21 protein-coding genes and 1 tRNA gene are annotated in these 21,308 nt (G+C 47.1%); 6 read left to right on the top strand and 16 right to left on the bottom strand.

All coding sequences use genetic code 11. The annotated features are described in order from the left end of the window. Positions 1–14: 14 nt before the first annotated feature. From AM1_RS13265 to AM1_RS13255, 3 genes are all read right to left on the bottom strand, one after another. Positions 15–3,122 (bottom strand): CHASE2 domain-containing protein, encoded by a 3,108-nt coding sequence (locus AM1_RS13265; protein WP_049783728.1) that lies wholly within the window; start codon positions 3,120–3,122, stop codon positions 15–17. Between the two features lie 77 nt (positions 3,123–3,199). Continuing rightward, positions 3,200–4,159, bottom strand: coding sequence for a DUF1822 family protein (locus AM1_RS13260; RefSeq protein ID WP_012163358.1), 960 nt, complete (start codon positions 4,157–4,159; stop codon positions 3,200–3,202). Positions 4,160–4,194: 35 nt separating this feature from the next. Then, positions 4,195–4,857, bottom strand: coding sequence for a hypothetical protein (locus tag AM1_RS13255; protein WP_012163357.1), 663 nt, complete (start codon positions 4,855–4,857; stop codon positions 4,195–4,197). A gap of 336 nt (positions 4,858–5,193) precedes the next feature. On the opposite strand from AM1_RS13255, the gene AM1_RS13250 reads away from it, so the two are divergent. Further along, positions 5,194–5,799 (top strand): thioredoxin family protein, encoded by a 606-nt coding sequence (locus AM1_RS13250; RefSeq protein WP_012163356.1) that lies wholly within the window; start codon positions 5,194–5,196, stop codon positions 5,797–5,799. Positions 5,800–5,903: 104 nt separating this feature from the next. Further along, on the top strand, positions 5,904–6,203 hold the full coding sequence (locus AM1_RS13245; RefSeq protein ID WP_010478653.1) for a 30S ribosomal protein PSRP-3: 300 nt from the start codon (positions 5,904–5,906) through the stop codon (positions 6,201–6,203). Between the two features lie 121 nt (positions 6,204–6,324). Here AM1_RS13245 and AM1_RS13240 read toward each other — a convergent pair whose 3' ends face one another. Together AM1_RS13240 and AM1_RS13235 are read right to left on the bottom strand one after the other, a co-directional pair. After that, positions 6,325–7,788, bottom strand: a complete 1,464-nt coding sequence (locus tag AM1_RS13240; RefSeq protein WP_041659817.1) for a hemolysin family protein — start codon at positions 7,786–7,788, stop codon at positions 6,325–6,327. A gap of 66 nt (positions 7,789–7,854) precedes the next feature. Beyond that, positions 7,855–8,586 carry a hypothetical protein gene (locus AM1_RS13235; protein WP_012163354.1) on the bottom strand — a complete coding sequence of 244 codons (732 nt, stop codon included), beginning with the start codon at positions 8,584–8,586 and terminating at the stop codon, positions 7,855–7,857. A 205-nt stretch (positions 8,587–8,791) separates the two neighbouring features. On the opposite strand from AM1_RS13235, the gene AM1_RS13230 reads away from it, so the two are divergent. Continuing rightward, positions 8,792–8,864: transfer RNA gene (locus AM1_RS13230), tRNA-Ile, on the top strand. Between the two features lie 85 nt (positions 8,865–8,949). Here the strand turns inward: AM1_RS13230 and AM1_RS13225 are convergent. The 3 genes from AM1_RS13225 to AM1_RS13215 form a co-directional block, all read right to left on the bottom strand. Beyond that, positions 8,950–9,396: a hypothetical protein gene (locus AM1_RS13225; RefSeq protein WP_012163353.1), complete on the bottom strand. Its 447-nt coding sequence runs from the start codon at positions 9,394–9,396 to the stop codon at positions 8,950–8,952. A gap of 139 nt (positions 9,397–9,535) precedes the next feature. Further along, on the bottom strand, positions 9,536–10,513 hold the full coding sequence (locus tag AM1_RS13220; protein ID WP_012163352.1) for a hypothetical protein: 978 nt from the start codon (positions 10,511–10,513) through the stop codon (positions 9,536–9,538). A gap of 164 nt (positions 10,514–10,677) precedes the next feature. After that, positions 10,678–11,178: a hypothetical protein gene (locus tag AM1_RS13215; RefSeq protein ID WP_238549246.1), complete on the bottom strand. Its 501-nt coding sequence runs from the start codon at positions 11,176–11,178 to the stop codon at positions 10,678–10,680. A gap of 283 nt (positions 11,179–11,461) precedes the next feature. Here AM1_RS13215 and ispF point away from each other — a divergent pair, with 283 nt between their 5' ends. Both ispF and AM1_RS13205 read left to right on the top strand, forming a co-directional pair. Continuing rightward, positions 11,462–11,947: a 2-C-methyl-D-erythritol 2,4-cyclodiphosphate synthase gene (gene ispF / locus AM1_RS13210; protein ID WP_012163350.1), complete on the top strand. Its 486-nt coding sequence runs from the start codon at positions 11,462–11,464 to the stop codon at positions 11,945–11,947. Positions 11,948–11,970: 23 nt separating this feature from the next. Beyond that, the gene (locus AM1_RS13205; protein WP_012163349.1) at positions 11,971–12,855 is read left to right on the top strand and encodes an ROK family protein; all 885 of its coding nucleotides are present in this window, start codon (positions 11,971–11,973) and stop codon (positions 12,853–12,855) included. Here AM1_RS13205 and AM1_RS13200 read toward each other — a convergent pair. From AM1_RS13200 to AM1_RS13185, 4 genes are all read right to left on the bottom strand, one after another. Next, positions 12,829–14,496, bottom strand: coding sequence for a CTP synthase (locus AM1_RS13200; protein ID WP_012163348.1), 1,668 nt, complete (start codon positions 14,494–14,496; stop codon positions 12,829–12,831). The two genes, AM1_RS13205 and AM1_RS13200, sit on opposite strands and share 27 nt — an antisense overlap. Positions 14,497–14,558: 62 nt before the next feature. After that, positions 14,559–15,347, bottom strand: a complete 789-nt coding sequence (locus AM1_RS13195; protein ID WP_012163347.1) for an MOSC domain-containing protein — start codon at positions 15,345–15,347, stop codon at positions 14,559–14,561. Continuing rightward, complete coding sequence (locus tag AM1_RS13190) at positions 15,325–15,708, bottom strand: VOC family protein (RefSeq protein WP_012163346.1); 384 nt, start codon at positions 15,706–15,708, stop codon at positions 15,325–15,327. The genes AM1_RS13195 and AM1_RS13190 overlap by 23 nt, the downstream gene beginning before the upstream one ends. Next, positions 15,705–16,184 carry a VanZ family protein gene (locus AM1_RS13185; RefSeq protein ID WP_238549245.1) on the bottom strand — a complete coding sequence of 160 codons (480 nt, stop codon included), beginning with the start codon at positions 16,182–16,184 and terminating at the stop codon, positions 15,705–15,707. The genes AM1_RS13190 and AM1_RS13185 overlap by 4 nt, the downstream gene beginning before the upstream one ends. 232 nt (positions 16,185–16,416) lie before the next feature. Between AM1_RS13185 and AM1_RS13180 the strand changes: the two genes are divergently transcribed. Next, positions 16,417–17,010, top strand: a complete 594-nt coding sequence (locus AM1_RS13180) for a flavin prenyltransferase UbiX (protein WP_012163343.1) — start codon at positions 16,417–16,419, stop codon at positions 17,008–17,010. Between the two features lie 25 nt (positions 17,011–17,035). On the opposite strand, the gene AM1_RS13175 is transcribed toward AM1_RS13180, so the two are convergent. The 4 genes from AM1_RS13175 to AM1_RS13160 form a co-directional block, all read right to left on the bottom strand. After that, a complete protein-coding gene (locus AM1_RS13175; protein WP_012163342.1) occupies positions 17,036–17,467 on the bottom strand; it encodes a GFA family protein in 432 nt (143 codons plus the stop codon). Between the two features lie 58 nt (positions 17,468–17,525). After that, on the bottom strand, positions 17,526–17,969 hold the full coding sequence (locus AM1_RS13170) for a DUF4079 domain-containing protein (RefSeq protein WP_012163341.1): 444 nt from the start codon (positions 17,967–17,969) through the stop codon (positions 17,526–17,528). Positions 17,970–18,565: 596 nt separating this feature from the next. Beyond that, on the bottom strand, positions 18,566–19,942 hold the full coding sequence (locus AM1_RS13165; protein WP_012163340.1) for an aromatic ring-hydroxylating dioxygenase subunit alpha: 1,377 nt from the start codon (positions 19,940–19,942) through the stop codon (positions 18,566–18,568). Between the two features lie 770 nt (positions 19,943–20,712). Further along, positions 20,713–21,270 carry a GNAT family N-acetyltransferase gene (locus AM1_RS13160; RefSeq protein ID WP_012163339.1) on the bottom strand — a complete coding sequence of 186 codons (558 nt, stop codon included), beginning with the start codon at positions 21,268–21,270 and terminating at the stop codon, positions 20,713–20,715. Between the last annotated feature and the right edge of the window lie 38 nt (positions 21,271–21,308).

The raw sequence follows: 21,308 nt of genomic DNA, 5'->3' as shown, positions 1-21,308 counted from the left end.
CTGGGGATGAGGACTTAAGAAGCTTGATGATCGGGGTCAATTTGTTGCGTACGCACTAATAGCACCGCAAGAGTTGTGATGATAAAAGCCATTAGAGCTGGCATCAGCGGCATCCAGATGGCCTGGACGATGCCCCATAAACAGAGGCTGAACAATCCACCTATTAAAACCGCGCTGACTATACCAGTACGAGTGGTGAATTTGAAGACAATGGCGACGATGCTGCCCATCATTGTCCAACCCCATATCCACAAACCATCAGCCCATTGAGGCCATATTTTGAAGCAGGAGCGTTGATCTTCAACGGCACTCATGATTTGGCTGGCCATATGGGCCTGGACAAAGACACCAGCAACTTTCTGCGTGGGGCCGGCACCATAGGGCGTGGACCAAAAATCTCCAGATCCACTAGATTGGACCCCTACTAAAACAACCTTGTCCTTAATGGCATTGGCATTAACTTGACCTGTTAGAACTTGCTCCAAAGTTACCGTTTTGGCGATGTCGGTCGGTTTCTGCAATGCTCGATAATTCAGCAGTAATTGCAAGCCCTGCATGCGGTCATCATTAATCCCTTGATAACCGCCATGGGGTTGTAGTTGTTTAAAGATTGTGGTTCGAGTCGCGTCAGTGCCTGGTTGAGCCGTTTGAACCTGCAATTGCAAAGGTTGACCATTGGGTTCCGCAAACTTTAATGAAAACGCCTGTTTTGACTGCTGTTCCAAATAGTGAAAGGCTAATAAAGCCCCGAAGGAAAAAGACGCTCGACAGGGAGAAGCGGGCTCATGGTTCATATGAAGAATATGGCGACGTAACACCCCATCTCCATCTTCGATAAAATCTGTAAAGCCGATGCGATTAGGTGCTTTAACTTCTGGTGGAGGGGCGATGCCGACTGGATCGCTATCACTGGATGAGTCACTTCCTTTACAAGGAACCACTAAGCGCTCATTGTTTTTGAGTTGGGTCGTTAGCTTGGGGTAGTTAGGATCAACGGCAAAATCTCGGTAAATGTCTAGGCCAATGGCTTTTGGATTGGCCTCGTCTAATTTAGTGAGAAGTTGCGTCAGAGTTGGATCGTTTAAAGAACTGCGCCGGGTCTGATCTCCTTGGGCCTGAATATCTTTATCCGTGACCAATACAATTAGTAGCCTGGGATCCGGCCCTTCGTTAGGTCTAAGGCGTAATAACTGATCAAACGCCCAAAACTCCATGGGTTGTAACAAGCCTAGTCCTCGAATACCCAGCAGGGCTGCCGTTAAACATAGACTGGTGGGCAAAACGGACCATAGAGGGCGGCGACAAAAACGATGAACTTTAGAAAACAGAGAGACTTTTTCTGCAGGCGGTTCCGCCTCGATTGGCGGTCTAGCAATGGGCTCAGAGAGTGTTTTGTTCGCAGGTTGCTGATCTGTATTGAGAGCGTTAGAGACTGTGGATGGTTTACTCCCCCGCAGTGGGCGCGGTTGCCGATTATCCCAAAGAATTTCGAAAATAGGGACAGAGCCGATGCCTTTGAGGGGGCAATGGTCATGGTCATATACGGTAATATCTGTTAGACCAGCATTGCGCAGTAACACCGCTGAGACTTCTGATAGCAAGATTTGCCCACCATCCGCCAGGTCAGAAATGCGATAGGCATAGTCGACTTCTTGACCAATATAGTCATGATCTTCAGCATTCAATAAGGGGCTGCCTGTATGCATACCAATCCTGACTTGCAAGGGGCCAAACGGTGTCTCAATTGGATCTTGTTCATGGTGCTGTTGCAGGGCAATGGACCACTGCGCAGCCTGCATAGCCCCTGGAAAGCTCATCAGAAAGCCATCCCCTTCGGTTTTAACCAAACGACCGCCAAAGGCCGCTAAGCTAGTAGTGACGCGTTGACGATGGGGTTGGAGGATCGTGTCGTAGTACTGTTGGTTACGAGTTGTGACATCCAGGCCAGGCATCGCCTGTTTAATGGCAGTAGAGCTGACTAAATCAGTGAAGACAATGGTGACGATTTGAGCCGCCGAGTCATTGTCATGGCGCCATAAAGAATAGTCATCCCCACCGTTTTGATTGAGCTGTTGCCATGTTGGAGGTGGTTCGGCTGGGTTTTGGCAAATAATTGGCAACCATGTGGCACAGGGAAACTGGGGCTCTAGGTCATGGAGTCGTTCCCGGGCTTCGCGGACGGCTAAATGAAAGGGTTTGCCCTTAGAAAAAGCAGCTAAGAAGTACTTGAGAAAATACTGAGCTACTTGGTCAGGTACAGGCTCGCGCATGATCACCATGGCTGGCAAATGGAGATCGGCCAGGTGATGGGCGAGCCCTAAACCGTCACAAGAATTGAAAATGGCAAGCTGTAACCCTTTGCTAATGGCTTGCTGCAAAGAATACTTCAGTTGTTTGATGTTTAGTGTTTCATGGGCATTGAGGCAAATATGGCCCGTGTCACAGGGATTGGAACTATGGCTGTGGCCTGCAAAAAATAAAATATCCCAGTTTTGGTCCCAGAGCTGATCAGTGAGTTCTTGTCGCTGTGGTTCTACGAGAAAAGTCACATTTGCGTGAGGAAGCTGATTGAGTAACCTTTGATCTGCTTGAGTATTGATACCGTGGCTACTTCCCAAAATGGCAAGAATCTTGATGCCAGCAGTAGAGCTGGATTGGCGTTGAATGCCTTCATAGGTGGGAGCGCTCAAGACCAGTTCTGCAAAAGGGTAGCGAGTTAAAAGTTCCCACTGGTGCCAGGGTAAGCGCTGGAGCTGCGGATTATCCGTTTGCAGAATAATGCGAATGTGATCTTGGAGAGACAGTTGCTCTAGCCATTTATCGCGGACGGGGCGAAAGGTGTCTGCCAGGAGCCATCGGTCTAATGCATGATGAAGGGTTTGGGCGGCCTGTTCGCAGTTGACTTGGAGTTCTTGCCAGTCGATGTTGGTTAATTGTTCTGTGGGAGCATCTAATCGGGTGGTTAATCCCAAGTTGAGATAAGCCGTTTGCCACCCTTGATAATACTCGGGGATATTAGGATTGGGAGGAAGAGAACCGACAATTTCAGTAGAGGGTCTATCGTTTTCTTGGCCAACTTGAAGGGTCACAGGAAAACCCTGTGTAAAGCTACCTTCTCCCATGCGCAATACAACTAATTTATCCACGGCTTGTACTCTTTATAGAGGCATCTCCTTTCTATGCAGCCAGGGCAAAAATTTTAAATAATAAATGTTTCCGTAAGGATGTGGTTTCCTTGCTCTAAATCGAGATGGAACTGTTCTCCTGGTAATCCGCTGAATTCCAGCTGTAAGTAGTTGTCTGCTTGCCGCGATTGGGCTTCTAAAAAGGTGTTGTGCTGGTTGTCCAGTACCCTAAGCACTAAATTAGCGGGTAATGAGGCGCATTGACCTGCAGGTCGAAGCTGAACACAGAGCATACGCTGGCTATCTGATTCAGTTTGCAGAAGATTCATGATCAGAACGAGAGGAATTTCTTCTGCGTCATTTTTGAACTTGACTAATTTGGCCCGTTTGATTTGGACGGCATCGTCATCCAGCTCCACAGTTGATGTTGTGGCTGCACTTCTAAAGTGGAAGGCTGGCTCTAGGGTAGAAGGTTGTAAGAGGTCTTCAACCACTTGCCAACTTTGATTAAAGATACCATGTAGCCATTGACCTAGATCGGTCTGCACGAATGTCGGTGATTTTGTGTCTACCAACATAAATTCACTGATGTGAGCCAATAAGGATTCGAGGGGCTGTAATTGATCTATTGCAATTTGACCGGCTTGAACCGTGGGTGTGAATCCTAGGATGCGGGCTCTCCGCTGTTGATCATCGATGATAACAACCAGATAACCAATGCGGTCCGACCAGACTTCAGGGGGTAACAGACAAGTTGGCGTGTCTGGTAAAATCGGGCGACATTCCAAACTTCCCATGCCTGGAACGACGAGGTCGGCAACGTCTGCACATAATCGTACTACGGGATTCCAGCTATCGCTAGCTTCCAGATTGTAAGGAATTTCCATCAATGCCAGATACTCTTTAACAGCTAAGACCGCTAAGGTATTGAGATAGACTTGCTGGCATTTCTCGGGTGTGGACTGTTGCTGCCCAAAGTCTTGGGCTATTTGTCTTGCGGCTTGGGTAATCGGTAAGGCTAACGAATCGCTCATCAAGGGAAGCATGGAGTCAAAATCAGGAACTTCTATTATAGATATCCTTGTGACTGTCCAAAATTACGCAAGCGAGGCATACATTGTCGTTGGTAAAAACTACTCAACGTCGAAATTGGCAAGCCAAATTCTTCGGAAACCTTCTCCCAGCCTTGTTCCGGTGGAAGACGTCGTAAGAGTAAAGCTTGGCAAGTGACATCCGGTCGGTTTTGGATATGAACGCTTCTTAATTCGCCGGAGGGATCAGTTTCCACCCAATGACGGGTTGTTTCCAAAATGGGGGGAGTATCGGGTGGAGCGGCGAGATTATCCGTTGCATCTTGGTTTTTGTTGATGGCGCTAGGTACTGTAGAGGTATATCTCGCGAGGTGCTTTTGTTTGTTAATCCGAAAGTCTTGTAATCGCCATTTTAGATATCGGTTGAGCCAGGTAATGACGCTACTCCGGTCCGGATCATATTGTTCTCCAGTACCGGCTTCACAAATATTCTGACAAAAATAAACCCAGGTTTGCTGTAAAGCATCTTCATAGTAAGGCGTATGCTCATGCCAGAGCTTACGAGATTGCTCAATCAGCCTGACAATCTGCGTCAAACATTGCTTGCGCTTCAAATGACCAGAGGGGTATTGACGGGCTTCTATGACCAGTTGACGGAGTTGCTCGTCGAGAGGTAGCATCTGCTGATTTTTAAGTTTCATAGGCCCCCCACCTAAATCCCCTTATAAATGTTGGCTGAGAGTGTCTAGACGTTTTGAGCAGTTGTTGCAGTGAGTTGATACTGTCAATTTCACACTGATGAAAAGGTTGCTGTGGAAATTATCTTGCAGATTACAAGATTAGAAGACGGGTAGTTGTGAGGTAAATCACTGGCGAGGGTACGGAAAAATGTATTCGATCCGTCTCAACCTCTGATACCTAGTGAAATGTAGCCCAAAGTGCCAAAGGTGCAATTTTATGGGGTAAAGATGTGTGTACTGAGCCGGTGGATGACTAAACTGAGAATGGGAATGATTAGTCAAGTTTTTGGATACCTCATGACTTTAGATCCATCAGATATGCCGTCCGATCCTGAGGTTAATGCAGCAACCTCCAGTCAACGATTGAGAAATTTTTTGGTTGCTATGGTTGCGATCGCACTTAGCATCGCCCTTTTTCTCGGCTCTCGTCAACAAACTGAACAGCCCTCATTATCAACCCTGGCAGTTAATTCGACGCCGTTAGAAGTCGCCTTGGCAAACCAAAAACCAACTCTAATGGAGTTTTACGCGAATTGGTGTACGAGTTGCCAGGCAATGGCTGACGACATGAACAGCCTCAAACAAGAATTTTCTGATCAAGTGAATTTTGTGATGTTGAACGTTGACAACAGCAAGTGGCTCCCTGAAGTGCTGAAGTTTGATGTTGATGGTATTCCGCATTTTGTCTTTCTGGATGGCGATGGTGAAGCCTTAGCTAGCTCAGTGGGGCAGCAACCCCGACAGATTTTGGCAGATAATTTAGCAGCCTTAGTGGCGGAAGAAACCGTGCCCAAGTCGCAAGCCATAGGACAAACATCTATATTTCAACCTGCAGTCCGGGGGAATCAAGACGATCCACGTAGTCATGGCGGCATGCCAGCAGGTGGATTGGAAAGGTCTTAAGTCTTATTTAGGAAGCTCACCATTAAGTCTTTAATGAAGATGAAGATTTATCAACTATAATGGAGGGCTGTAGTGATAAATTTTTTTCAGTTTTAGGAGGCAGATTGTCAAAGTTTATTCTTAAAGTGCTCTGGCTTGATGAAAACGTTGCCTTAGCAGTGGATCAAGTGGTTGGCAATGGGAGTAGTCCCCTAACCTCTTACTTCTTTTGGCCTCGAAACGACGCCTGGGAAAATCTCAAAACTGAATTAGAGAAAAAAACCTGGATTGATGAGGTTGAGCGTATCTCTATCCTCAACAAAGCCACAGAGGTGATTAACTATTGGCAAGAAGAAGGACGTCGACGCCCTCTGACTGAGGCAAAAGCACGCTTTCCTGAGGTAGTCTTTACTGGCACCGCTTAGCCATATCGCCATAAGACCTAATTCAAGACAGATTCATGTCCTCGATAACGATTTGTAAACATACCGTTATCGAGAATTTTTTCTTGTTTATTTTTATGGGGCGATAGGCTGTAATATTTCTCTAATGGTTAGGAGTGCTATCCGTTTGATGACCCAAATGAGTAGGTAAATCTGAGCGAATGCCAAACTCTGACTGATGGATTTGGATCTGATCCAGACGGGGACCATCGGTTGAGATGATAGTGAACTCTAAATCGTACAAGTGGTGCACTTCTCCTGGGAGAGGGAGCTTTTGCAGCTGAAATAGTAAAAACCCTCCCAAGGTTTGATAATCATCCACAATAGGTAACGCTATGCCTAACTGCTCATTCACTTCATCTAAGTCGGTTTGAGCTTGGACAATGAACGTATGATTATCGAGTTCTTGAATGGGAGGTGTAGCATCGTTACCAGTTGCATCATCGCCCCCGATGATTTCATGGACGAGATCATTCAGAGTGACCAAACCGGCAGTCCCATTGACCTCTTCTTCCCTCACCATGACGATATCGAGGTGATATTTCTGCATTAGCTGTAGCACCTCATTGATTAAGGTGCCTTCAGGAACGAACCAAGCTGTTTGTACCCATGCTCTGATGGAGGTGTCATTTTGGAGGTCTCCTTTAGCAAAAGCAACCGCTAACTCTTTGAAACGGACGATGCCGCGAATATCGTCCAAGGATTCACCAATGACAGGGTAGTAGTTGTGCCCGGACCGGGCGACCTCTTCTAGCAGCATTTGAAACGTCGCAGATTCTTCCAAGGAATCAATCCGAGTTCGAGGAATCATGACTTCTTCCACTAAGACATCCGTAAACTCGAAGACATTGGTGAGCAACTCTCTCTCGTCCGCTTCTAAACCGGTGGATTCTGTAGAGGTTGCAATCATGAGCTGCAGCTCTTCTGGGGTAACTTGGTGGTACCAATCTTGATCTGAATATTCAATACCCACCAGTCCTAGTAAACATCGGGTTGATTGGTTGAGAATCCAGATAAGTGGGTTAAACAGCCTTGCGATCGTTAGGCTAGTCGGACCTAAAAATCGAGCGAGTTGTTCGGAGTACAGTAGAGCGAGCGCTTTGGGGCATAACTCTCCTAGGACGATTTGTAGATAAGCAATGACCAAAAAAGCGATAGGGACCGCTAGGGTATGGGCGATAAAGACTTGAGTGGAGTCAGATAGGGCACTCTGCCGTAACCACGAGATAATCAACACAGCTACGGTATGTTCTCCGATCCAACCGAGGGCTAAGCTAGACAAGGTAATCCCAATTTGAGTGGTTGAAAGTAATCGAGCAATGTCTTGCTGGAGTTGTTGAACTAACTTGGCTTGAGTATCTCCCTCTTGCACGAGTTGGTTGATGCGGGAGCGGCGAACGGCAACGATGGAAAACTCAGCTGTAACGAAAAAACCATTAATGGCAATCAAGGCAGCAATGGCGAATAACCGTGATCCAATTTCAGGTGCACTCAGCCCTGAAAATTGATCGGAGAGGCGGGACGTACTGAGCTGGGCCCAGTAGGGAAGCATTGGAAGTGGAGTCATACCAGCTGAGATTGTGCCAGCCCTCTATTGGAGATGTGAGATCGACTGAATATGTAAGATAGGCGCTTACTCATCGGTGACCGGGATATTTTGAATATCGAGTTTGACCTTTTGGTCAGGATAGTCGTTCAAGGAAATCGAGACTTTCTCAACCGTTTCTGGCGGAACATCTAAAATTTTGATCGTGCCAAAAAAGATTTCTCCTTTGGGTTTAAACTCAGTCGGCAACCCCCGAATTTCGGAGAATAAGGCTTGCCCTTGCTCGTCAGTGATATCTAAAAACGTATAGACAAACTGAATGGTTTGATCGCTACTGTTTTGTAAGGCAACGTTAAGAATGAGCGTATCATCCTCACGAGACAAGGACTTGACTTCAAAGTTCATGCCCTGGTTGTCAACTTTGATGGGGAGAGTTTTGGGTTGTGACTGTTTTTCCTGCTTGTTGTCAGAAGATTTGGGTTTCTTGGGTTTAGGCGCTGTTTTTTGTTTCTCTTTGGCGATATTGGCACCGCTAGTTTGGGACTTCACTTTGGCAATAAGGTCTTTCTCATTGAGAAAATCGGCTCCTTGGCGAGGACGTCGATCCAAATCATCAGATTCTTTCAGAAATGGGTTGGTGGCAGGTTGTGTAATGCCTTTTAAAGATTGGCGGGCGAATACATAACCGACGGCACCGCAAATCGATCCGACGATCAACATCAGCAGTAACAGTAATACTGTGCGTTTGATAGATGGATCAATCCTGAATCGATTTCGAGTTTTGTTGGTTGGGGACTTATTCGCTTTAGCCAAGATCACACGTTTGAATCAAGTTAAAAATGCCAGAGCTGAGTTATGTCTTGCGACTCTGTATCTAAGCGCTAATACTAGAACGTGCGTATAAAAATGACGTTCAGATTCAGTAATAATATAACTTAGGGGATAGTGCTATAGTCATTCTGGTATTTTTACTAGATTCTGTATAGAGTTGAACATCCCACACTATACAAAAGCTGTTATTTTGCCAGGGTTGGCCGAGCGGTTGAGGCAGCGAACTCATAATTCGCCTTAGGCAGGTTCAACTCCTGCACCCTGGATTGGTTTCAATAGCTCAAGCGCCCAGCTTGTGAAATGCAAGTTGGGCGCTTTAACTGTTCTGGATTGTATGAATTTGTTTGGCGGCTACCAAAGAGCAGGAACAGCAGGCGCTACAGGAGGAATATATTGTGGAGCAGGCTCGGATTCAGAGTTACCAATGCCTGATAGACTTTGCAGTTCTAGTAATGAAGTTGCGTAAGGATTAGCCAAATCGCGAGTGCGAACCGTAGGAAAATCATCATCTTGCTGCTGGAGTAGATCTTTGTAGATCACTTCAATACGCTCAGCAGCATCTTTAATGACCCCTTCTGGCGTCTCAACGCTGAACGCAAAATTAGCATCCCCTCCTACGGACTCATCTTCCCAGTAACTGTCGAGGTTAGACTGCTGATCCAGTGTTTCAGAGATGGTGGGTTGATGTAATGGCTGATCGAGTGGATCAACTTCTTGAGCTAGTGCAACGCCATTCCCTGTCAGAATCAAGGTGGCTAGTGCTATACCCCCACTCCAGTGCTTGAAGCTCAAACCCATGCTACTTGTCCTTAACAATTAATTTTTTGTCTGATATGTCTTAGTTTACCCATTTACTAGAGGAACTTACTCTATGGTCTATAGTTTGTGAAGTTGCTTGCCATGGGTTTCTCAGCAGGACAGTATTACTTCACTGCCGTTAAGGTCGGATGGGGCCATTGTAAGTCACGGTGACAATGCTATTTTGGGTCACGGTGACTACGGATTCTGTGGTGGGATTGCGATACCCAGGGGCTCCTCCTTGGAATCTAAAGGTAATACTGCCATCTGGATTTTTTTGATGTGGCGTGCTAGCCGCAGGACCGAACATGGAAGGTTCAGGTCGATACTGAGCTAAACCACCGTTCGCGTTAATAGCAGCTTGCCGAGCTAAGTTTTTGGCGCGAGAGAGAAAGAAATCAGCCGCAATACTATTCTTTGGGAGGGATGTAGGTGAGGTCTGAGCGGGGCGACTGGGCGTACTCTGAGGGGTAATAGCAGGCGTTGGCTGTGTTGCGAGAGGTGGCAATGTTTGCGTTGGGGTGATTGTTGGTGCTGGTTGCAGGGGCGGTAGTTCAGAGGTGGGAAGACGTGTTTGTGGTGCTTTGGGTTGAGGGGTTAATGGTGGAGGAGATTTAGGCAGTAAGGGTTGAGAGCGGGGGATTAAAACAGGCTTTTCTAATGAATTGGTTAATGGGGTTGGGGGCTGTGTTGGTATTTGAGTCTGGGATGGAGTGGGTTTGACCTGGGCAAGAGCAACGGAGCGTAAAGGACCGTTGTATTGAAGGCTGACCTGTCCCTGGGGGGTCACGGTGGCGATAGTTTCTACAGTGGGCGTGACGAAACCAGGGGCTCCGCCTTTGAAAGTAAAGGTGACGCTACCGTCAGAATTCTGTCTACTGGGGGCATCTATGGCAGGTCCATACATGGCAGCTTCTGCACGATAGAGTCTGAGTCCGCCATTCTGACGTTCGGCGGCTTGTCTTGCCAGGTTCTTGGCCCGGGTTAGGAAAAAGGGATCTGCGGCTTTAGGAGGAGGTGTGATGGATGGGGAGGATTGGGCATGGACTGATACCTGCCCTATCCCCAAACACATGGGAAGTAACAAAACCTGCGAGAAAGCAACAAACTGGCGCATAGACACAACCCTAAAGAGAGATAAACAAAACCATCTGCCCATAGTAGAGGCACAAAACATCTATAGGCTATCGTTAGGATGCCTATCTGTGTTGGATAAGTGCAGACGACGGATAGCAGTAATTAGGCTTACTACTGATTTTTCCTGCCAGATTCGTTGGATGGCTATTCAACTAAATCTTTGATCTGGTCAATAATTTGAGAGGGTACCTGCGGGATGGGATCTGTGGCTGCGGGGGTAGGTTCGGGTTGGGGGGGCTGAGCAGCGGCGGGACGAATGGGGCCGTTGTAACCGATCGTCACGATGCCTGCAGGAGATACGGTGGCTACGGTCTCTAACGTGGGGGACACAAATCCAGGAGCACCTCCTTTAAAAGAGAAAGTGACACTGCCATCCTCATTCTCGACGTGAGGAGAGTCGATGGCCGGGCCATACATCGAAGTTTCAGCCCGGTACTGACTGAGTCCACCATTTTCTCGTTCGGCGGCTTGCCGAGCCAAATTTTTGGCTCGAGTTAAAAAGAAAGGGTCGGCTTTCACTGCATCTTGTGCGATGACTAGCGGTTGGGAATAGCGGGGGGAAGCAACGGTTTCCTGAGCACTCAGTGCAGGAGTTATCGCTAAGGGGGCTAGAAGTATGGATGAAAACAGTAGGAATTTTTTCATAAGTTGTGATTTGGAAAACAATAACAGTAACTGTAGGGGAACTGAGTTGGTATGCTGCTTGGGCATAAAGCATTGACTGTTTAGACGGTGCCGCCGGGAACCTGTTCCAATCTTCAAGGGTGGCTGCTAGTGTAACGCTGACAGGATATGGATAACCGATGGCGCTGCTCTCAACCAATGGTGTCTTAGCAGCCTAACGATTAGTGCTGTAAATAGAGAGGTACCGTCATAGTATGGTACGAGAGCACTGAGCCGTTTTTCAATTGATTCCCGTAGTAAAACTATGACATCCATCCGCATTGGTAATGGTTACGATATCCATCAACTGGTTGAAGGTCGCCCGTTGATTCTTGGGGGGGTGCAAATCGAGCATTCTCTAGGACTGAAAGGCCATAGTGATGCAGATGTGTTGACCCATGCAATTATGGATGCCCTATTAGGTGCTTTGAGTTTAGGCGATATTGGTCATTATTTCCCACCGACCGATCCAAAATGGGCAGGAGCCGATAGTTTGAAGTTATTGGAACAAGTTCACCAATTGATTCTGGATCGAGGCTGGCAGATCGGGAATATTGACTCGGTGGTGGTGGCTGAGCGCCCTAAGCTTAAACCTCATATTGAAGCGATGCGCGATCGCATTAGCCAAGTCTTAAATCTCAGCCCGGAATTAATCGGTATAAAAGCGACAACCAATGAAAAGCTCGGACCCGTAGGACAAGAGCAGGGTATTTGCTCCTATGCAGTAGCATTATTGACCTCAGATTCGTAGATGAGAGCTGAGTAAGATCTGCGATGACCGAGAACCTGGTACTAGGGATTGATTTAGGAGGGACAGCGATTAAGCTGGGTTGCTGTAGCCCTCAAGGTACTTGTGTGCGCTCGATTACGGTGCCGACACCACAACCCTCTACGCCTGAACCCGTGGTGGATGCGATCTCAACGGCAGTTCACGCTTTAGATCCCGATAAAACGCTTCCAGTAATTGGTATTGGCATGCCCGGACCGGCTGATAATACGGGCCGTATTGCTAGGGTCTCCATCAACTTGGATGATTGGTTAGATGTACCCTTAGCAGAGTGGATAGAAGATAAAACGGGACGACCCACTACCATTGCCAATGATGCCAATTGTGCAGGACTCGGCGAAGCTCTCTATGGAGCCGGACAGTCTTTTCAGAACTTGATTATGCTCACCTTAGGTACGGGAGTGGGCGGTGCCATCATTATGAATGGCGAGCTGTATACCGGGCGAGATGGGGCGGCGGGGGAATTAGGACTGATTACCCTTTGGCCCGATGGTCCCCCCTGCAATAGCGGTAATAATGGTTCTCTAGAGCAATTTGCCTCGGTACGTGCCATTCGCCGAGACCATCAGTGTGAGCCCCATGAGTTAGCGGTGCGAGAAGACGAAAGTGCGATCGCATTTTGGCAAGATTATGGTCGGAACTTAGGTGCAGGATTAGCCAGCCTGATCTATGTACTGACGCCTGAAGCAGTGATTTTAGGGGGTGGAATTGCAGCGAGTACTGAGTTATTTCTACCCTGGGTGCAAGCAGAAATCGAGCGTCGGGTGATGCCAACGTCTCGGGAAAATTTAGTGATTCTGCCTGCTGCTTTGGGCAACCAGGCAGGGATGATTGGAGCGGCTCAATTAGCTCGACAGCGGTTCGGATACTAAGGGTTCTGCAGGTGTACTGTCATGATGATTCGCATTGTTGCCGTTGTCTGCTAGACAGGCACCCACTAATCCGGCAAAAAGAGGATGGGGGTCATTGGGGCGAGACCTAAACTCAGGATGGAATTGAGTGGCAATAAAGAAAGGATGAGAAGGAAGCTCAATCATCTCAACCAGGCGACCATCGGGCGAGGTGCCACTCACCACATAGCCAGACTCTAAAAATAGGGGTCGAAAGGCGTTGTTAAATTCATAGCGATGGCGATGACGCTCATACACAATGGTCTCCTGGGGATACAGGCGAGATGCCAGGGTATCGGGTAATAGACGGCAGGGATATAGTCCCAGCCGCATCGTGCCTCCGAGGTCTACGACATCCTGCTGTTCAGGTAACAAGTTAATGACGGGATTCCGGGTTTCGGGATTAAACTCAGCACTATTGGCATCTTCTAACCCAGCAATATGGCGAGCCCATTCAATAACGGCACATTGCATGCCTAAACAAAGCCCTAAAAAGGGAACTTGATTATCGCGCGCATATTGAATGGCTGCGATTTTGCCATCGACGCCTCGAATACCAAAACCACCGGGAACAATAATGCCCGCCGCGTCTGCTAAATATCGATCTGGGCCATGGGCTTCGATTTCTTCTGAGTTGACCCAGCGAATCTGAACGGCAATCCCTTGCGCAACGGCAGCATGTTGCAGAGACTCTACGACGGATAAATAGGCGTCACTGAGCTGTACATACTTACCAACCAAAGCAATTTCAATGGTCTGTGAGGGATGATCAAGCTGATGAACTAGAGCTTGCCATTGCGTTAGATCAGGTCGCCGCTGTTCCAGATGCATAAACTTGAGAACCTGCTGGGCTAACCCTTCCTGTTCCAGAATCAGGGGAACCGCGTAAATACTGCTAGCATCTTGAGAGGTGATCACCGCCTCGACGGGAACATCACAAAATTCTGAGACTTTCTCTTTAATGCCTTCAGAGAGGGGGCGATCGCAGCGACAAACCAAAATATCGGGCTGAATACCGATCGAGCGGAGTTCTTTAACGGAGTGCTGGGTGGGTTTGGTTTTCATTTCCCCTGCAGCCGGAATCCAGGGCATTAGGGTGACGTGGGTATAGAGAATATTGTCTCGACCCACATCTTTGCGGAATTGACGAATGGCTTCTAAGAAGGGCAATGACTCAATATCACCAACGGTGCCGCCAATCTCGATAATTAAGACGTCAGGGGTTGCTTGTTTAGCGACTCGCTTAATGCGGTCTTTAATCTCGTTGGTGATATGCGGGATCACTTGCACCGTGCCCCCTTCATAGTCACCCCGCCGCTCTTTGTTTAAGACAGATTGGTAAATCGAACCAGTCGTCACACTATTGAGGCGAGACATGGCTGTATCGGTAAAGCGCTCATAGTGACCTAAGTCCAAATCTGTTTCAGCACCATCATCAGTAACGAAAACTTCTCCATGCTGGAACGGGCTCATGGTCCCTGGATCTACATTGATGTAAGGGTCAAGCTTCAAAATGGAGACGGAGTAATTACGGGATTTCAGTAGGCGGCCCAAGCTCGCAGCGACAATTCCCTTACCAATACTGGAAACCACACCGCCCGTTACAAATACAAATTTAGTCATGAGCAGCTTTACTCTTTTTCGTCCATTCGACCCATTTTGCCATAGCTTTCTAGAGAGGATTGTTAAGCTTCTACAAGACCTTGAAGGATGACTTCATCTCCTTGAGTTAAGACAGAATCTTGACCCTGCGGAGTACGCGTATTGACTGCCAAACGATAGAAATGATTAAAACGTGCGGGATTAACCCAGTCTGGTAATGTCTGCTTGCGATTTTGGAGAAAGGTCTTTTGGAATTTGGGAGTCGCGACACCCGATTGGGAGTCACGGGTGGGAACGATGCATCGTTGACAGGGATTAACGCCTTCTAGAACCACGGACCCGATTTGGAACTGAACCAGATGGTCTGCATCAGCGAAAAGTTGATCTTCCCAAAAGGCAGGTACACCGCCTATCTCTAAGTTAGTGCGTAGGCGTCGGCGCAGCTCTGTAACCGTTAAATCGTCATACCAATCGGCGACTGCTTCCAGGGTAGCCGTACTAATTAGAGTCGGACCTGGTGAGTCGGTATCGTCGGGAAAACCTAATGCTGAATTTTGTTGAACCTGAATATCGAGTTGAAAGAATTCACTCAGCCACGCTTCTAAAGCGCCGCGTTCTTGGTCGATATGGAAGGTTTGAGGATTGGTATTAGGGGCTTGTAGGGTCAGGGTTTGGTAGTCGTTGGAGAATTGCGATCGCAACTGATGAATCTGGGCAAATCGTTTACCATTCACCACTTTTCCCTGGCGATCAAAGCAAGCATATTCCCGATCATGTTCTAGGGCTCCACTCGCCAAAATATTGGCGGATCGGACCGTAACGCCATCCAAAGACTTAAAGGGATACAGATCAATTCTGGCTAGATGGGGCATCGACTTGGCTTAGCTCAATAATGTTGCCATCTGGATCGTGCACAAATAATGCAGCTCGGCCCGAATGGCTTAACTGATAGGTCACTCCAGCTGCTTTGAGCTGGGTTTGACAGTCCTCTAGATTGGAAACCGCCAAAGCCACATGGCGATTGCGCCCCCAACGTTCTTGATCGGCTTGTTGGGCAGAATACTCTGGAGACACCATGATATGGAGCTGTTGAGGACCGATTTGATACCAAGCCCCAGAGAAATCAAAGGGACGAGGACATTCCGTTAGGCCCAGCAACTCACCATAAAACTGCCGAGAGCGCTCTAAATCCTGTACAAGCAAGGCTGCATGTAAAAACTGAGTTACTGTCATCGATCTTGTTTCGTCTCAGGTTGAAATTGGGTTTTCCAAATACTGATCAAGCCCACTGCAATCAAGGCACCCGTAATATCGATCATCACATCTACGGGAGATGCACCGCGATTGGGGACAAAGCCTTGATGAAACTCATCGGTGACCGCAAAGATGGCTGAACCCAGAACTGCAACAGGTAATACTGATTTCCAAGGTTGTTGGAACCCCCATGTTCCCATTGTGAAGCAAAGGGTGGTGAGAATGGCATATTCCGTTAAGTGCGCCCCCTTGCGAACGATAAAGTTCAGGGTGTGTAGTTGTTCTGGGCTGAGGGCATTCAGTAAGGCTGGTACACTCCAATCTAAGAGCGTTGTCAGAATGGATTGGGTCTGTTCGCCGCCCCATCGCTGAGTGGAAAACTGGACCATGACCGCCATCCACACGATCCAACAGAGTAATGTAAAGCCTTTGGATGAGAAGAAAGTTCGATTCAATCTGGGTTCCTTGGTGTCAAGCTGTACGTATGGAGAGATTGCTCTATCCCCTTCTCGACAGCACTTATCCTGCAAGCAGAGTAGAGATCAAGCCTAGGTTGGGGATCGCTTTCTGTGTGAGGGATACAGAGTAGCAACGTTATAATGAAACGTTCCGCTGAGGCGAAATACCACTCTTTTATGGCCTACGCTTGTGTCTCACTCTAACTCACCTTTACCCGTTACTTTAGGCGTGTCTGGTGCATCTGGATTACTCTATGCCGTACGCACCATTAAGTTCTTGCTCCGCGCAAATTATTCAATTGAGCTAGTGGCATCTAAGGCCACGTATCAGGTTTGGCAAGCTGAACAAAATATTCGTATGCCCGCTGACCCTGTTAAGCAAGAGCAATTTTGGCGTCAGCAAGCTGATGAATGGGGTGGGAAATTAACTTGCCATGCTGCGACTAACGTCGGTGCAGGCATTGCCAGCGGTTCCTTTCGTACTTTAGGAATGCTGGTGATTCCCTGCAGTATGAGTACGGTGGCTAAAATTTCTGCGGGTCTCAGTTCTAGCCTCTTGGAACGAACGGCTGATGTTCACCTGAAGGAACGACGTCCTTTGGTAATCGTGCCTAGAGAAACCCCTTTTAGCCTGATTCACTTGCGAAATCTGACTACATTGGCAGAAGCGGGAGCTCGGATTGTTCCTGCGATTCCTGCCTGGTACCACAACCCCCAAACGATTGAAGATTTGGCAGACTTTGTGGTTGCTCGGGCTTTAGATCAACTCGGAATCGATTGTGTGCCCCTGCAGCGTTGGCAGGGAACTGAACCGACTGCATAATGCTTAGCGGCTTATCAAAGAGAACTTAGCGGGTCTCACGAACTTTGGCATGGCTGCCTGGCCAGGTATCGTGCTGGGGGAGGTCATCTGTAATGGTGAACCAAGGCGATTTAGACCCCACATAAATATGGCCCTCTGGTGCATTGTGAGGCGCTTGATCTAGCCCCCCTAAGGGAACGCCGATTTTCTCAGGATCATTGTCATAGGTGCTAATGAGATTGGAGCCACAGACAGAGCAAAAATGCTTCACGACAAACTCAGACGAATGGTAACGAGACAGCAGCTCTTCACCCCTAGTCCACCGAAATTGTTGAGCATTGATAGTGGCTCGGGTGCGAAATGCAGCCCCATGCCAGCGCCTGCATTTTGAGCAATGGCAGTTAAAGATGGGACCTAGCTCACCTGAAATCTCATAAGCGATTCCTTCGCATAGACAGCGACCACTTAGTTTTTGCATAAGACAACATAGTACGCAACACATGCTGCGTACTTGTGAGTTGAATATTGATCAGGCGTTACTGAGGCAAATAGTTTTGAAGCACTGACCAACCTGTCCAAGACACAGCGGTTAAGGCTAGAAAAAGCATGCCGTTAATGCTGACGTGGAGTGGACGAGCCCAAGGGCGTTTGGGGTGCACACGACTGGCTGCCCAAGCAGAAGCCAAGGTTAAACCGGCCACCAATAGGCCAGCGGGTAAATGAGATGAATGACCGGAGGTTCCTTCATAAGTGGAGGCACCTAAAATACCGATGGTCATTAACTCTAAAATGGTTAGTACTAGCGTGATACCCAAACCATAGTGGATATAACGTAACCATCCCCAAGAAGCTTCACCGTGACGGAGTCGCAATCTTCGTAGGGCAATCCCTAGTACACCAAGTCCTATGTAAAGGAACACAGCTAGCGTCATGGAAAAGGCTGTGATCGACGCAAACAACATAGGAGGGGGCGAATCCATACGCGACCTCAACAACATCAAGCGTTTCTGTTCTAGAAGTATATCCTCCCGCTAGTCCCAAACAGGCTAAGAAAAAATACTTAATACTCATGGTTTACATAGCCATGACTCAATACAGTTCTTTACATATGGAGGAAGATAACAAGAATAATCTTTGAAATCCTTTTAGGAAAAAGGTTGCGCTGATTTTGATCCCCATATAAGGGATTGGGGCTGATGATGCAATAACATTCGCAATACTCTATGCTCTATCCGAGATTTTCATCTTGCCTTAAACACTTAAAAAGCCTTTTAATTCAAGTCTTGCAGAGGTTTTGGAGAATGTTGATGCCACTAATTTGGAACGCTACTGTGTTCAATAAGCCTACGAAGTAGGGATTCACTTTAGGTGCTAGAAATATTTTATATAAAGTAATAAAAATTCATAAAATAACTATGTAGATTTTTATTTCCTGCAAATTATTGTGGTATCGAAAGACTTCTCTAAAGATGTTTTATGGTTTAATCTTGAAACCCATCAGCGAGAGCTAAGCATATTCACCGTTTTACAGCTGATGGTTAGCAAGGCATAACACTGTTTTAAGCGCCCTGACTGCTTAGTGATCAGCATGGATATAGTCAACAAAATAAAATTTGGGTTCCAGCCAATATTTCAACCAGTAGCAACCCCCTAATCCTAGAAGGGCTGTAATCACTAAAGGAATTCCCCAGGTTGCTCTTAAATCGTCGGGCAAAATTGCAGCTCCACTGATGGCGATCGCAAAGACAGCCACCAACATCTTTTGCAATTGCTTGATTCTGCTCAATGCTCCTCGGCAGCTACTGCAGATCAAGGTGTGCTGATGGTATCGATCCAGAAGTTGAGGTCGCTGCTCCCCTAGGGGCTGTAAATAGGCATAGTTGTTGGAAGCAACGGGGATCTGCCCATCAGCAGATCCCCAAGGAATTTGTCCATGACTATACTTTTCGAACCATCGCCGATATTCAATCACGAGACGATCCGCACTGGTGGGGAGTTTGTAGGTGGTTTGCCAATTTTGGGTTTGGGTGTGCTGAAGCAGCTGTTTTTCTTGGGAGCGTAACAAAATCATGTCACCATCCAGCACTGGATTGCGGTTTAACATATGCTCTACCCAGCGAGGAATCACTTTCATTAAACCGGTGGCAAAATTGCGTGCAAACAAGGCTACGATGCGAGATCGACCTGGGGCAATGGGAATACAGTAGGTGACCATGGTCGCTTGTTTCCCATCGCCGATGGAAAATTGATATTCCATGCGGCAGGGAGGTTGAAAGGTAATGTTGGTGGAGAACTTCCCCGTGGTCTGGACTTCAATTAACTCTGGGGTGGAGGTCAGAACCTCCATGGGAATAGGAGCAGCTTGGTTGCGATTTCCTTGGACACCGTGATGGGCAAAGGGAACGTGACTCGGGTCAGATAAATTTTCGACTAATGTCTGCCAGTCATAGGCTAAATCTCTCATGAAAGAGGAGTAGACAAAGTTTTGATCCGCATCAACGAGGGGAGAGAGAGGCAAAGGTTGAGTCGCAGCAACATCTTGGGTGTCTGGATCCGGCCAGACCCACAACAGCCCACTGTGCGCTTGAGTGGGGATAACCGTGACGCAGTAAAGCTGTGATTGCTGAGAGGTAACGGCTTCAGCTTGAGGAATGTGGGTGCAAAGACCCTGTTGGTCAAACTGCCAACCGTGATAGCTACACATGAGCTGACCTGTTTGATCGTCAATGCGACCTTCACTCAGGGGAGCTAAGCGGTGGGGGCACAGATCTTGGAACACCAGATATTGGCCAGAATCTTTAGGTTGCCAAATGACAAAATGCTGCCCTAATAACGTGATGGGAGTGGGACGCTGCGGATCTAAATCTTCTAAGGGAGCGACAGGATACCACTGTTGCCAAAAATTGAACTGAATATCTAAATTGCTCGGATTGGAACTGGTTTGAGTTTCCATACCTGCTCTCTCATAGAAACTGTTAATTGATTCATTTCAGCGTGTTAGGAGAGGAATGCACTATTACCCGTGTTGTGAATATTATAAATGTCTCCCTAAAGTTCTGTTTCTGTTATTTTTGATATGACTTCTATGAGATGGAGCGAAAGTAAATGTGGGTGTATTTACTGGAGGTTTGGTGGCAAGAGAAATAATAATTCCGTAGTTCTTCTCAGGTCTGGATTTGAAAGAGTGGTTAGAGTATAAACAACTAGTTAATTCATGCCATAAAAAACCCTCGGATGCGATGCATTCACTCATCCAGAGGGTTCCAATACCTCCCATATCGACCCAGCACCCCCCGTGCTGGGTTTTTATTTGGAGACTAATTGATTACATCATGCCCTATTTTCTACAGAAACAAACACATCTCTGTAGGAAATATTAATAATTATTTTTTGAACTTTGAGATCTTTGGGGATTAAAGTTCTTGACTGCCGCTTCTATCGCATTCTTAGCAGTGCGATAGAAAAGATACTCAGATTTTGCAAAGCTTTATCTCTCAATTCAGCGAGAGATAGTTAAAGATATTTTAAGTTGCCAAAAGAATAAAAAATGTTGTACAGAAGTGGAAAATTTGAAACAATTCACCAGATTTTAAGTTGTTGTTTTGTTGTCTAATTCTCTAAAAAAAAAGGGGCTTGCGCCCCCCGTCGAACTTCCATGACAATAGCTACCCCTATTGTGCCCAAGTCTTTTTCGGTTTGGTGATGGGTATATCTAAATAAAATCTAAACATTAGTTTTAATGAGGCTGGTGAGTATGTGGTCTTGCCAGATTCCGTTAATACAGAGATATCTAGGGGCATACCCTTCCATTTGAAAGCCTAATCGTCGGAGAAGTCTGCCGCTACGTTGGTTATGGGGCATATAGGCTGCCATAATTCGATGAAAGCTGAGGTCAGAAAATAAGTATGAAATAGCAACAGGTATTGACTCGGTCATATAGCCTTGCCCCTGATATTGGGCGGAAATACTAAACCCTAGGGTGCAGGACTGAAAAGCACCTCGAATGACATTTGAGAAGTTGATCGTTGCAATAATCTGCTGGGAATTATCCTGATCAAAGAGAAAGAATTTGATGCCTTGGTCGTTGAGGAATGCCTGGGTGCGATCGCAAATCAATGCCCGCCAAAACTCCGGTGTATAAAACTCTACAGGCTTGATCGGCTCAAAGGGTTCTAAATGATCACGATTAACGATGAAATACCTAAGAATGGCATCGATATCATCCTGTGTCGCCATTCGCAGAATGCCGCGCTTACACTGCAATTTAGGAAACGTCGGCATAGGTTAATTCCACATGGACGGCACCACTTGAAGTCTTG

Source organism: Acaryochloris marina MBIC11017 (assembly GCF_000018105.1).
GTDB lineage: Bacteria > Cyanobacteriota > Cyanobacteriia > Thermosynechococcales > Thermosynechococcaceae > Acaryochloris > Acaryochloris marina.
Note: the sequence above shows the minus strand (reverse complement) of the source record. Positions and strands in the feature narration are given on the sequence as shown.